This is a genomic window from Microbulbifer litoralis (assembly GCF_023634065.1).
Lineage (GTDB): Bacteria > Pseudomonadota > Gammaproteobacteria > Pseudomonadales > Cellvibrionaceae > Microbulbifer > Microbulbifer litoralis.
Genome location: NZ_JALKCV010000003.1, coordinates 196,031 through 208,652, shown reverse-complemented (window position 1 = coordinate 208,652; position 12,622 = coordinate 196,031). Strand labels below are relative to the sequence as shown.

9 protein-coding genes are annotated in these 12,622 nt (G+C 61.9%); 5 read left to right on the top strand and 4 right to left on the bottom strand.

Annotated elements, in window-relative coordinates; translation table 11 throughout:
- Positions 1–15: 15 nt before the first annotated feature.
- Positions 16–471: a GNAT family N-acetyltransferase gene (locus MWN76_RS06575; protein WP_250460356.1), complete on the bottom strand. Its 456-nt coding sequence runs from the start codon at positions 469–471 to the stop codon at positions 16–18.
- A 2-nt stretch (positions 472–473) separates the two neighbouring features.
- Here MWN76_RS06575 and MWN76_RS06570 point away from each other — a divergent pair, with 2 nt between their 5' ends.
- Complete coding sequence (locus MWN76_RS06570) at positions 474–1,055, top strand: tRNA-uridine aminocarboxypropyltransferase (protein ID WP_250460354.1); 582 nt, start codon at positions 474–476, stop codon at positions 1,053–1,055.
- A gap of 106 nt (positions 1,056–1,161) precedes the next feature.
- On the opposite strand, the gene MWN76_RS06565 is transcribed toward MWN76_RS06570, so the two are convergent.
- On the bottom strand, positions 1,162–1,662 hold the full coding sequence (locus tag MWN76_RS06565) for a lactoylglutathione lyase family protein (RefSeq protein WP_250460352.1): 501 nt from the start codon (positions 1,660–1,662) through the stop codon (positions 1,162–1,164).
- 94 nt (positions 1,663–1,756) lie between these two features.
- On the opposite strand from MWN76_RS06565, the gene MWN76_RS06560 reads away from it, so the two are divergent.
- The 3 genes from MWN76_RS06560 (at position 1,757) to MWN76_RS06550 (ending at position 5,908) form a co-directional block, all read left to right on the top strand.
- On the top strand, positions 1,757–2,626 hold the full coding sequence (locus tag MWN76_RS06560) for a LysR family transcriptional regulator (protein ID WP_250460350.1): 870 nt from the start codon (positions 1,757–1,759) through the stop codon (positions 2,624–2,626).
- A 119-nt stretch (positions 2,627–2,745) separates the two neighbouring features.
- Positions 2,746–4,944 carry an OsmC domain/YcaO domain-containing protein gene (locus MWN76_RS06555; RefSeq protein ID WP_250460348.1) on the top strand — a complete coding sequence of 733 codons (2,199 nt, stop codon included), beginning with the start codon at positions 2,746–2,748 and terminating at the stop codon, positions 4,942–4,944.
- 151 nt (positions 4,945–5,095) lie between these two features.
- Entirely contained in the window at positions 5,096–5,908 is an 813-nt protein-coding gene (locus MWN76_RS06550) for a nucleotidyltransferase domain-containing protein (RefSeq protein ID WP_250460346.1), read from the top strand.
- Between the two features lie 393 nt (positions 5,909–6,301).
- On the opposite strand, the gene MWN76_RS06545 is transcribed toward MWN76_RS06550, so the two are convergent.
- Both MWN76_RS06545 and MWN76_RS06540 read right to left on the bottom strand, forming a co-directional pair.
- A complete protein-coding gene (locus MWN76_RS06545) occupies positions 6,302–9,244 on the bottom strand; it encodes a M16 family metallopeptidase (protein WP_250460344.1) in 2,943 nt (980 codons plus the stop codon).
- Positions 9,245–9,289: 45 nt separating this feature from the next.
- Complete coding sequence (locus tag MWN76_RS06540; protein WP_250460343.1) at positions 9,290–10,789, bottom strand: C13 family peptidase; 1,500 nt, start codon at positions 10,787–10,789, stop codon at positions 9,290–9,292.
- A gap of 135 nt (positions 10,790–10,924) precedes the next feature.
- Between MWN76_RS06540 and MWN76_RS06535 the strand changes: the two genes are divergently transcribed.
- Positions 10,925–12,619, top strand: a complete 1,695-nt coding sequence (locus MWN76_RS06535) for an alkaline phosphatase D family protein (RefSeq protein WP_250460341.1) — start codon at positions 10,925–10,927, stop codon at positions 12,617–12,619.
- Positions 12,620–12,622 lie beyond the last annotated feature (3 nt).

Here is a 12,622-nt window from a genome sequence, read left to right as displayed (position 1 = left end):
AGTACTGGGTAAATACTAAGCGGAACGGGTACTTCCATTGCCCGCATAACGCATCAACACAATATCCCGCCCCTGCCGCCGGTAGGTAAGCAGGCGATCGACAATGGCGCTTGGCTGGCCCATTTCCTCCTCTTGCACGAATCCCAATGCCGTATAAAACGGAACCAGGTACCGGTAGGGGAAGGTGAAGGTATGCCGGTCGAATGCTTTCGCCATATCGCCAACCAGCAAACGGGCGACGCCCCGGCCTCGATATTCCGGCACTACCGTCACGCCCGTCAGCAGCTGGCTGTCGGTCAGTTTGCGCAGGCAGCCGCAGGCGATGATCTGCTGCTGGCGGTTCCGGATCACCATGCAGGGATCGTGGCGCCGCGCTTTGCCGCGGAATTTGTAGGTACGGTAGAATTTACTCGCCAGTGGTATTTCCGCATCGGAGAGCCAGTGGGCCGTAAACTCGGGGTTCTCACTCATCTATGCCGCGCCAGATCTGCCTAACCTGCCAGCGCCCGCTGAATGTCTGTTACTGCAGCGCGCTGGTTCATATCGCCAATCGGATCAAGGTGCTGATCATACAGCACCCCCTGGAAGTGAAGCATCCTTTCAATACCGGGCGCATGGCGCATCTGTGCCTGGCGAACAGCGAGTTGGTGGTGGCCGAGGCTCTGGGCTATGCCGAGTTGGCGCGCCTGCTGGGGCCCGGTTCTGCTTTGCTATACCCGAACCTGGTTTGGCTTCCCGCGGTAGAGCAGGTGGGGGCGGGCGGACAGCTGGCCGCGGGCCTGCTGGAACAGCTGGTGGTGATTGATGCCAGTTGGCGCAAGTCGAAAAAGATGTTGCATCTGCATCCGGCGCTGCAGCAGTTGCCGCGGGTCAGTTTTGAGGGGGCGTTGCAGTCCAACTACCAAATTCGTCGCTCGTCCATTGTCAACAGCCTCTCCACCCTTGAGAGCATCGTGATGGCGATGGCGCAGTTGGAGCCTGAGAACAACTTTCAGGGCCTGTTGCAGCCATTTGAAGAAATGATAGCTCTACAGCAGCGGCAGGGTGGGCAGTAACAGCTGCCTGGAGGGCAATATAAGCACTGGTTTTTGATTGCGGTGGGCCCGCTGGATCGAAAGATCGCGGGCCCGCCGTCGATTTCTGTGCGTTGTCGACTAAAAATTAGTAAGCACCAGCACTGTAGATCAGCTCGTAGCTGTGGCTGTAGAGCTCCAGGATATTGCCAAAGGGGTCTTCCATATACATCATCCGGTAGGGTTTCTCTCCGGGATAGTAGTAGCGCGGTTTTTCCATCCGCTTCCTGCCGCCGGCGGCAACAATGCGCTCGGCCAGCGCCTCTAGGTTCGGGTCCTGTACGCAGAAATGGAAAATGCCAGTCTTCCAGTATTCAAAATTGTCTTCAGGCTTTTCCTGGTTATTGAACTGGAAAATCTCCACACCGATACGGTCGCCGGTGGACAGGTGGGCAATGCGGAAGCTGCCCCAGCCTGAGCCGAAGACATCGGTGCACATCTCGCCAATGGCGCTATTGTCCTCCTCAATCCGGGTTGGTTCCATGATCACGTACCAACCCAGGACCTGGGAATAGAATTCGACCGCCTTTTCCAGGTCCGGGACTGAAATGCCGATATGGGAAAAGGTGCGCGGATACACGTTGCTCATTTGCTTTGCTCCTGGCGTGAAACTGGACGCAGATTACATAGTCTAGATGATCATCTAAAATGATTATTTGAAATGTAAATGAGTACGAGGTGTGATGATTAATACCACCTGGCTACGCACCTTCTGCACCCTGGTCGAGGTTGATCATTTCACCCGTACCGCCGAGCGCCTGCATATGACCCAGTCAGGCGTGAGCCAGCAGGTGCGCAAGCTGGAAGACCAACTGGGGCTGCCCCTGCTGTTCCGGGAAGGCAAGCAATTCACACTCACGGATGCGGGCGAGCGGCTCTACCGGGAAGGGCGGGCGATCCTCTTTGCGCTGCAGAACCTGGAACAAGCCCTTGGAGAGGACCCTGCCGACGAGGGGTTGGTCCGCGTAATGTCGCCCGGAAGTGTGGGGCTCCGGTTGTATCCGCATCTGCTGGCTTTACAGCAGCGGCATCCCGGGCTGGCGATCGACTACCGGTTTGCGCCCAACGCCGATGTGGAGAGTGCCATCGCCGATGACCGGGCGGATATCGGATTTATGACCCGGGCTTCCGCCCGTGAAGAAGTGGCTTGCCAGCCGGTTGCGGAAGAGGCGCTGCTGCTGGTTACCCCTGCGAGTATCCGCAAGCCCGATTGGCAGCGATTGACCGAGTTGGGTTTTATCGATCACCCCGATGGTGCGCACCATGCGGGGCTACTGCTCGGTGCGAATTTTTCGGAGTTCGAGAACAGCGGCATGTTCACAACGCGGGGTTTCTCCAACCAGATCGGCCTGATCCTGGAGCCAGTTAGCAGGGGGCTGGGCTTTACTGTATTGCCCGCCTATGCGGTGGAAGCTTTTCCAAGGCCCAAGCGGATTAGTGTCCACCGCCTGGCCAAACCGGTCACGGAAACGGTGTACCGCTGCAGCCGACACAAGAAACCGGTACCGAGGCGCGTGGAAACGGTCATTGAAGAAGCGGGGAAGTGGCTGTGAACAGCTGCGCGTGGGGCCTGGACACAACCGAGACGAACTACCCTTAGGGCTCGATTTCTGGATAATGGCGCGCCTCGGCCAACTGGCCCGCCAAAGCCTCCAATCCCGGTAAGCCCTCCATGGAAATCAACGTCAACTTCCTCGATAACCTCCGCCTCGAAGCCAAGTTCGATGACTTCACGGTCATCACCGACCAGCCGATCCGCTACAAGGGCGACGGTTCGGCGCCCAGTCCGTTCGATTACTTCCTGGCGTCGTCGGCGCTGTGTGCGGCCTATTTTGTTCGCGTTTACTGCAAGGCGCGCGATATTCCCACCCACAATATCCGCCTGTCGCAGAACAATATTGTCGATCCGGAGAACCGCTACAACCAGATCTTCAAGATCCAGGTGGAGCTGCCGGAGGAGATCTCGGAGAAGGACCGGCAGGGCATTCTGCGCTCCATCGATCGCTGTACGGTCAAGAAGGTGGTGCAGACGGGCCCCGAGTTCCAGATCGAGACGGTGGAGAACCTGGCGGAGGATGCCCAGGCGCTGTTGATGGTGGAGCCGGACAGCGAGCACCGCACCTTTATCGAGGGCAAGGATCTGCCGCTGGAGCAGACCATCCACAATATGACCGGCCTGCTGGCGGATCTCGGCATGAAGATCGAGATCGCCTCCTGGCGCAATATCGTGCCCCATGTGTGGTCGCTGCATATCCGCGATGCGGCCTCGCCCATGTGCTTTACCAACGGCAAGGGCGCCACCAAGGAGGCGGCGCTGTGTTCGGCGCTGGGGGAATTCCTGGAGCGGCTGAACTGCAACTTCTTCTACAACGACCAGTACTTCGGCGAGGAGATCGCCAACAGCGACTTTGTCCACTACCCGAACGAGTGCTGGTTTGCGCCGGGCCCGGACGACGCGCTGCCGGCGGGTATCCTGGATGACCACACCCGCGCCATCTATGATCCGGACGGCGAGTTGCGCGCTTCCAACCTGGTCGACACCAACTCCGGCCGCGCCGACCGCGGTATCTGCTCGCTGCCGTTTGTGCGCCGCTCGGATGGCGAGACCGTGTACTTCCCGTCGAACCTGATCGAGAACCTGTTCCTGAGCAACGGCATGAGCGCCGGCAATACGCTGGCCGAGGCCGAGGTGCAGTGCCTGTCGGAGATCTTCGAGCGGGCGGTGAAAAAGAAGATTATCGAACAGGAGATCGCGCTGCCGGATGTGCCGCAGGAAGTGCTGGCGCAGTACCCGGATATCGTCGAGGCGGTGGAGGCACTGGAAAAGCAGGGCTTCCCGATCCTGGTCAAGGATGCGTCCCTGGGCGGGCGCTTCCCGGTCATGTGCGTGACGCTGATGAACCCGCGTACCGGTGGTGTCTTTGCCTCTTTTGGCGCACACCCGAGTTTCCATGTGGCACTGGAGCGCAGCCTGACCGAGCTGATGCAGGGCCGCAGCTTCGAGGGCCTGAACGATGTGCCGCCGCCCACCTTCAGCAGTGAGGCGGTGACCGAGCCCAACAATTTTGTCGAGCACTTTATCGATTCCACCGGCGTGGTTTCCTGGCGCTTTTTCAGTGCCAGATCGGATTACGAGTTCGTGGAGTGGGATTTCTCCGGCGATCACGCGGACAGCAACGAGACCGAAGCCGGGCGGCTGTTCGGAATTCTGGAGGCGCTGGGCAAGGAGGTGTACGTAGCCGTCTACGAGGATCTGGGCGCGCCCACCTGCCGCATCCTGGTGCCGGGATATTCCGAGGTGTACCCGGTGGAGGACCTGGTTTGGGACAACACCAACAAGGCGCTGGATTACCGCGAGGATATCCTCAACCTGCACGTGCTGAATGACGGGCAGCTGGAGGATCTGGTGGAGCGGCTGGAAGAGAGCCAGATCGACAACTACGAGACCATTATTACGCTGATCGGGGTCGAGTTCGACGAGAACACCGTCTGGGGGCAGTTGACGGTGCTGGAGCTGAAGCTGCTGATCTACCTGGCGCTGCAGCGCCACGAAGAGGCGCTGGAGCTGGTGGAGATGTTCCTGCAGTTCAACGACAACACGGTGGAGCGCGGGCTCTTTTACCAGGCGGTGAATGCGGTGCTGGAAGTGGGGCTGGATGACGAGCTGGCGCTCGACGATTACCTGGGCAACTTCCGCCGTATGTTCGGCGAGGAGACTGTGGCGGCGGTGGTCGGTTCAGTGGATGGCAGTGTGCGTTTCCACGGCCTGACACCGACCAATATGCAGTTGCAGGGGCTGGATAAGCATCTGCGCCTGATTGAGAGTTATAAAAAACTGCACGCGGCGCGGGCCGCAAAAATGGCTGGTTGAGCCGCTCCTACAAGGGAGCACCCAGCCCTGTTCCGGATTCCGGCGTTCGCCGGAGTGACGACGGTGGCCGTAGGAGCCTGCAAGCCGGCTCCTACGGGCTAATGCCAACTGCGATCATTCCTGATAAATTAACTGCAAATTTGAAAGAATCATGGAGATCGCGTTGATAGAAGAGAGCGTTCGCAAGGAAATTTCCCGGAGGCTGGCGGCGGCCGAGCAGGAGCACAATGTAAAGATCCTTTACTGCTGCGAATCGGGCAGCCGGGCCTGGGGATTTGCATCCCCGGATTCCGACTATGATGTGCGCTTTATCTATGTCCGCCCGGAAGAGTGGTATCTGTCCTTCGATGTGGAAAGCCGCAGGGATGTGATCGAGTACCCGATCGTCGATGAGATCGACTGCAGCGGATGGGATCTGCGCAAAGCCCTTTACCTGTTTACACGCACCAATGGTGCTTTACTGGAATGGTTGAACAGCCCAATCCGGTATATCGATAGAGGCGATCTTGCGGATCGCCTTAGGAAACTAGCGCCCGGGGCAATCAATGATATTGCGCTCTGCTATCACTATAGCCATATGGCCAGAAACAACGCGCGAGAGCACCTGGATAAAACCCAGGTAAAGCTCAAGAAGTATTTCTACGTGCTGAGGCCGCTGTTGGCTATCCGATATATCCAGGCGGGTATGGGCGTTCCGCCGGTGGAATTTGACAGGCTTGTGGAGGCGGTCGCGCCCGAGGAAATAAAGGCGGATATCGCCAGGCTGCTGGAGCAAAAGCGGGTTACGCCTGAGCTCGGTAAAGGTGAGCGTATCGAGAGTATCAATCGCTTTGTGGCGTCTGAACTGGAAAGCTACGAGGAGAGGTTCAAGGGGCAGGGCAGGCCGGATATTCTCGAGGGAAGAAAGGTGCGCGAAGAGCTGAATGTGATTTTCAGGGATTCAATACGAAGCGCTCTGGCATAACCCGGAACTTACTTTTACGGTGACTATTTGCCCCCTGTAGGAGCGGCCGGTGGCCGCGATCAGTCCGGGGTGATATCCAGTCCTGTTCTGGACTCCGGCGTTCGCCGGAGTGACGAGGGTGGCTGTAGGAGGCTGCTCGCAGTGAGTAGCCCGGATGGAGCGCAGCGGAATCCGGGACGCGCACTGTCCCCGGCGCCCCCTTTCCCAGACTCCAGCGCTGCGCGCCTCCATCCGGGTTACGCTCTGCCTTGCAGATAAGTGATTGCGATTTGGCAATAAAAAAGCCCGCCGGGGTGGCGGGCTGAGGTTTGAGTGTGGGGGCCGCTGACGCTTGCCCTCTCCCCCGGCCCCTCTCCCGGGGGGAGAGGGGAGAAAAGCGGGGCGCTAGATGGCTTAGAGGCTCGCGGACTCCGTGCTTTCCGCCGGCTCTCCGGCCTCCTTCACATAACCATCCTCATCCAGCTCCACAATCGGCATACCTAGTGCCTCCACATCCTCGCGGATACTGGCCGCATCGCCGACCACCACAATCGCCAGGTTTTCCGGTTCCAGCACGTTGGTGATGACCTTGTTCAGGGTCTTGCGATCCGTCTCTTTCAGTAGGGCGTTCTGCTGTGTGCGGTAGTCCAGCGGCAGGTCGTAGCTGAGGATGCGGTCCAGCAGTCCCAGTTTATCCCCCGGGGTTTCGTACTTGCGCGCTTCCTGCTGGCCGATGGCCGCGCGCAGGTAGTCGAACTCGGCTGCGGTCATGCCTTTGCCATCGTAGGTTTCCAGCTCGGTCAACACTTCATTCAGCGCATCGGCGGTCGCGTCTTTTTTCACTTCGGCGCTGAAGGTGTAGAGGCCGCTCTCCGGGTCGCCGCTGAGGTAGGTGCGGGCACCGTAGGTGTAGCCCTTGTCCTCACGCAGGTTCAGGTTGATGCGGCTGTTGAAGTTGCCACCCAGCGGGAAGTTGCCGAGGCCGGCCAGGTAGTAATCCCCCAGTGCATCGTAGGGCAGCGCGAACTGGCTGACCCGCAGGCTGGATTGGGCCGCGCCGGGTTTGTTCACCAGGTAGACGGTGCGGCCGTCGATTTCCGGTTTCTGCAGGGCGATGGCCTTGCGCACCGGCTCGCTGACTTCCAGCTGCGCCAGGCCGTCCAGCGCCTTGACGATGGTGTCGTGGGGCAGGCTGGTGCTGACGGTGACGCCGCGCAGGTGCGCCGGGAAGTGGGCTTTGTAGTAACCCTCGATATCGTCCAGGGTGATATTGGCCACGGTATCCGGCAGGCCGCCGCCGGGGTAGCTGAGTGGGTGCTGCGGGCCGCGCATCACGGCGCCCAGGGCGCGGGAGGCCAGGCCCTGCGGTGTCTTGCGCGCCTGCTGCAGGCCCTCGATGGTCTGCTGCTTGATGCGGGCGAAATCCTTTTCGGTAAAGTCCGGTTTGAGGATGCGTTCCATCATCAGCGGCATGGCCGCGTCCAGGTGCTTGGCCAGCACATTGAGGGTGACGGTGGTGTCGCGCTGGCCGGCGTGGATATTGATGGAGGCGCCCAGGCGTTTCAGTGCCTCGGCGAATTCGGCCGCGCTGCGCTCGGTGCTGGCCTCGGTCATCAGCGAGGTCATCAGTGAGGTCAGGCCGGCCTTGCCGCGGGGCTCGTCGCGCTGGCCGACGCCGAACACCGCCTGGATGGTCACCGTGGGTGTCTCGTCGTTCTGTACTGTCAGCAGGCGCACGCCGTTTTTCAGTTGGCCGTCGTCGATCGCCGGCAGTTCCACCTGCGGGTTGACGCCCGGGGTGGGCTGTACGCTGCGGTCGAAGTCGTCCTTGACCGGGCGCAGGGCCAGGGCCTGGCCGTCGTCGCCGTAGCTTTCCGGGATGGTGCGTTGCCACTCGTAATTCTGTGGCGCCGCCGCCAGTTCGGTCTTGCCGTCGGGGACGATGCTCAGCAGCACCGAGGGTTTGCCGGCGATGTACTGGTCGAACACGCGGGTGACGTCATCGGTCTCCACGGACAGATAGGCTTTTATCTGGTCGTCGATCCCTTTGGGGCTGCCGGTAAAGGTCTCGAACGCGGCCAGCGTGGATACCTTGCCGGACACGGACTGCAGGCCGAATACGCGGCCGGATTCGTAGCCGGCCTTGAACTTGACCATGTCGTCCTCGGTGACGCCGCGCTCGGCGAATTCGGTCAGGGTATCGCGCACCGCCTGTTCCATTTCCGCCAGGGATTCCCCGGAGGCGGGGTTCTGGATCACGATAAACCACATTTCGCAGGCCAGTTCCTTGCAGGAGTGGGAGACGCTGGCCTGCACCGCGCGGCCGGTCTGCACCAGGCGCTGGTAGAGCATGGAATCCTGGCCCTGGCCGAGGATGGCCGCCGCCGCGTCCAGCGCCGGCTCGTCCGCGTGGTTGTAGTAGACGGTGGGAATCATCATCGCCAGCGCCGGCAGGTGGACATTGTCCTCCAGGGTGACATAGCGGTCGGATTCGAGTTTGGCCGGCTGCTTGGGCAGGTCCTCGACTTTGGGGCCGGCGGGGATGCTGCCGAAATATTTATCGACCCAGGCCAGTGCCTGCGCCTTGTCGATATCGCCACCGATGGTCAGGGTGGCGTTGTTGGGGCCGTACCAGCGCAGGAAGAAGCGCTTCAGGTCTTTCAGGTCCGCCTTGTTCAGGTCTTCCATCCAGCCGATCACCGGCCAGGAGTAGGGGTGGCCGTCCGGGTAGGTGCTGGCGTAGAGGGTTTCCAGCGCGCGGCCGTAGGGGCGGTTGTCCACCCGCTGGCCGCGTTCGTTCTTGACCGTCTCGCGCTGGACCTCGAATTTTTTCTCGGTGACCGCGTCCAGGAACACGCCCATGCGGTCGGCCTCCAGCCACAGCACGGTTTCCAGCTGGTTGGCGGGCACCGTCTCGAAATAGTTGGTGCGGTCGGTGTTGGTGCTGCCATTCAGGGTGCCGCCGGCTTCCTGGATGATCTTGAAGTGCTGCTCGTCGGCGACGTTTTCCGAGCCCTGGAACATCATATGTTCGAAGAAGTGGGCGAAGCCGGAGCGGCCCGGGTCCTCGCGGTTGGAGCCCACATGGTAGGTGACATCCACGTGCGCCAGCGGGTCCGAGTGGTCCTCGTGCAGCACCACGGTCAGGCCGTTGTCGAGCTTGTATTTGCTGTAGGGGATGGCGATCTCGGCGCCGTCGCCATCGAAGGTCTCGACCAGGGTTACGCCCTCGGGCAGCGCTGTCTGTGTCTCGGCCGCTGCCGGCTCCGGCGCGGCTGAGGCCGTTTCCTCCGGCCCCTTGCCACAGGCTGCGAGCAGCGCGGCGGTCAGGATCACTGCGATTTTTGTTGGGTACATGACGATTCAAGTCTCCCTTTGTCAATGACTGAGAAGGTGGCCGCGCTACTGTTGCCACCAGTTCAAAAACCTTGCGCCCACCGCGTGTTGCGGCAGCGAGTGGGCGTCTTCCTCGATGCCCTGTTCCTTTTCCATCTCGGTCACCCGCGCGTTGGCGGCGCGGAACCAGGCCGCGGGATCGCCGACGCCGTTGTCCAGTGCCTCGCCGTAGAGGGCCGCGCTGAACCAGGTGCGTTGGGAGTCGCCGCCGCATCCAAACGAGGTGCGATCCGGCGCGGCGGATGTGAAGATGGCGCGCTCGGGGCTGGCCAGGGCCTGTTTCCACAGGCCGGAATAGCAGGCGGACACTATGATCCACTGGTGGCGCGCGCCCAGTTCGTCCAGCCACTGTTTGCCGTCCGCTGCCGACAGGTCGTTCAGCGGCAGCTTCCGCTCGTCGAGCATGAAATCCCCGTTGTCGTCGCCGTGGCTGACCAGGTGTACGAACAGCAGGTCCTCTTCGGGATCCATGACGGCATCCAGTGCCTTGAGGCTCTCCCGCACACTGGTTCGGGTGGCCAGCGGCAGCCTGTCGTCGCTGCCGTTGCTGAGGCGCAGCTGGCGCCCATCGATATCGAGTACGCCGCCCAGCCGCTGTGCCACCCAGTCCACCTCTTTGGTAAAGACCGGCGAGGTGCCATCGCCGCCGACGATCAGCGCGTACACATCCCGCACGCCGGGTCGCTGTGGTGCCAGTGAGGAAAAGGCGGACTGCAGCCGGTCGCCCTCGCTGTACAGGCGCGCTTCCACCGCCGCCTGCTGCTGCCGGCCGCTGTTGCGCCAGGCCTTTTCACTGGCATAGTAGCGCCCGGACACGAAATAGCCGCGTTCTTCCTGCGGCTCGCCGTCTCCGGTCTGGTGAGTGCGGACTCCCTCGCCATTGGCCTCGCCGTACTCGAAGGTGGCGCTGATGGTGGTGCCGTCCGGCTGGGTCAGTTTGCCCTCACCATTGTAGTAGCCGTACTCGAAACCGCCCTGGTACCGATAGCCCTGTTCGTCGCGATAGTTGCCCTGTACCAGGTAGCCGTATTCGAAAGTGCCCTCGTAGTGGGCGCCGTCGGCGGTAATGCGATGGCCCCGGCCGTGCGGCTCCCAGTCCTGGAATGCGCCGGTATAGCTGTCGCCCGCCGCCCAGTTGACCGAGCCCTGCAGCAGTTCCCCCTGTTCGAACTCACCCTGCCAGACAGTGCCGCCGCATTCGTAGCGGCCCTCGCCGTTGAAGTTGCCGTTGAGGAATTCGCCTTCGTAGATGCAGTCATCGGCGTAGACATAGCGGCCCTGCCCGCTGATCCGGCCGCGCGTGAATTCCCCCTGGTATTCGCTGCCGTCCGGCCAGCTCAGTTGCCCCCGCCCGTGGAAGAGCCCGTTTTCGATAGCGCCGCTGTAGACGGATCCATCCGGCAGTGCGGTGCCGCCGTTGAATGGTGCCGGTTCGCAGCCGCTGCTCGACAGCAGCGCGAGCGCCAGAAGGGAGAGAAAGGCGATGGGCAAAGAGGGTTGTTTCATTCGCAGGGGCTATCGTTGCGGTTCCGGGACCCAGACTATCAAAATGCCGGGCGCTGCGCTTCATCGCGCCTTAGCAGGACTGTCATACTTAATCCCTACGCTTGCAGACCGTATTTCACCGATAGGGGGCTGACCGTGAACCGATTCACCCGACGCAATTTCATCAAGGCCGCGCTGGCTGCCAGTGGCAGTGTCGCGGTGTCCACGCCGCTGCAGGCCATGGGCCGGCCCGAACTGCCCTCCGAGGTCTCTTTCCCGCACGGTGTGGCCAGTGGCGATCCGCTGCAGGATGCGGTGATTCTGTGGACCCGCGCCCTGCCGACGGGCGGCGGGGATCCGTCGGAGCCGACGAAGGTCACCTGGGAACTGGCGCGGGACAGCGGCTTCACGGATGTGCTGCGCCGCGGCAGTGTCGAGACGCACGCGGGGCGGGATTACACCGTCAAGATCGATGTGCAGGGACTGCAGCCGGCCACCGGCTACTACTACCGCTTTGTCGGCGCCAGCGAGCAAAGCCCGGTGGGCCGCACGAAAACCCTGCCCGGGAGCGATGTGGAGCAGGTAAAACTGGCTGTGTTCTCCTGCTCCAATTATCCCGCCGGTTACTTCAACGCCTACCAGCTGGCCGCGCAGCGCGGCGACTGGGATGCGGTGCTGCACCTGGGCGACTACATCTACGAATACCCGGCGGATGGCTACGCCACCGAGCGCTCGGCGGAAATCGGCCGCGCACTGCCCGAGGACAATGCCGGCGAGATACTGACCCTGGCGGATTACCGCAAGCGCTATGCCCTCTACCGCACCGATGCCGGCCTGCAGGCGCTGCATGCGGCGGCGCCCTTCATCGCCGTGTGGGACGATCACGAAATTGCCAACGACACCTGGAAGGAAGGGGCACAGAACCACAACGAGGGCGAAGGCGATTTCTTCGCCCGCCGCGCCGCTGCGGTGCAGGCCTATTACGAATGGCTGCCGATCCGCCCGCCGCGGGGGGATCGCAATCCGCAGATCTACCGCAGCTTCCGCTTCGGCGACCTGCTGGACCTGCATATGCTCGACACGCGTGTGATCGGCCGCGACCAGCAGATCGATTTCGGCAGCTACATGGACGAGGACGGCAGCTTCGACAGCCGCGCCTTCGCCGCCGCCATGGGCGAACCGGGGCGCACGCTGCTGGGCGGGAAGCAGCGCAACTGGCTGGCGCAGGCGCTGGAACAGTCCAGCGGCCGCTGGCAGTTGCTGGGCCAGCAGGTGCTGATGGGCAAAATGCACCTGCCGGCAGAGATGATGCTGAATTTTGCCTCCGGCGGTAAGAATAGGGACACCACGGCGGAGCTGGTGGCACTGAAGGCGGCCAGCCTGCGGGGCGAGCCGCTCAGCGACAGCCAGCGGGCGCGCCTGGAACAGGTGCTGCCCTACAACCTGGATGCCTGGGATGGCTATGCGGTGGAGCGCGAGGCGCTGTACCGTCACATCGGCGAGCTGGGCAAAAACCTGGTGGTGGTGGCCGGCGATACCCACAACGCCTGGTGCAATCACCTCAAGGATGAGGCCGGCAAGCTGGTGGGGATGGAATTCGCCACGCCCAGCGTGTCTTCACCGGGAATGGAGAGCTACCTGAAGCTGGATGAAAAGTCGGCCGGGGAGATGGCCCGCGGCATGTCGGTGCTGATCGACGACCTGCAGTACTGCAACCTGCACCAGCGCGGCTATATGGCGCTGACGTTCAGCCGCGAACAGGTGCAGGCCGAGTGGCTGTTTATCGACAATATCGACAGCACCGAGTTTGCCGAGGTGGGTAGCCACAGCGTGGCGCACAAGCCGGTCTGAAGG

Bases quoted from the DNA above. Each gene is read 5' to 3' on its own strand.
- MWN76_RS06575 (WP_250460356.1), bottom strand. From the start codon at position 471: ATGAGTGAGAACCCCGAGTTTACGGCCCACTGGCTCTCCGATGCGGAA.
- MWN76_RS06570 (WP_250460354.1), top strand. From the start codon at position 474: ATGCCGCGCCAGATCTGCCTAACCTGCCAGCGCCCGCTGAATGTCTGT.
- MWN76_RS06565 (WP_250460352.1), bottom strand. From the start codon at position 1,662: ATGAGCAACGTGTATCCGCGCACCTTTTCCCATATCGGCATTTCAGTC.
- MWN76_RS06560 (WP_250460350.1), top strand. From the start codon at position 1,757: ATGATTAATACCACCTGGCTACGCACCTTCTGCACCCTGGTCGAGGTT.
- MWN76_RS06555 (WP_250460348.1), top strand. From the start codon at position 2,746: ATGGAAATCAACGTCAACTTCCTCGATAACCTCCGCCTCGAAGCCAAG.
- MWN76_RS06550 (WP_250460346.1), top strand. From the start codon at position 5,096: ATGGAGATCGCGTTGATAGAAGAGAGCGTTCGCAAGGAAATTTCCCGG.
- MWN76_RS06545 (WP_250460344.1), bottom strand. From the start codon at position 9,244: ATGTACCCAACAAAAATCGCAGTGATCCTGACCGCCGCGCTGCTCGCA.
- MWN76_RS06540 (WP_250460343.1), bottom strand. From the start codon at position 10,789: ATGAAACAACCCTCTTTGCCCATCGCCTTTCTCTCCCTTCTGGCGCTC.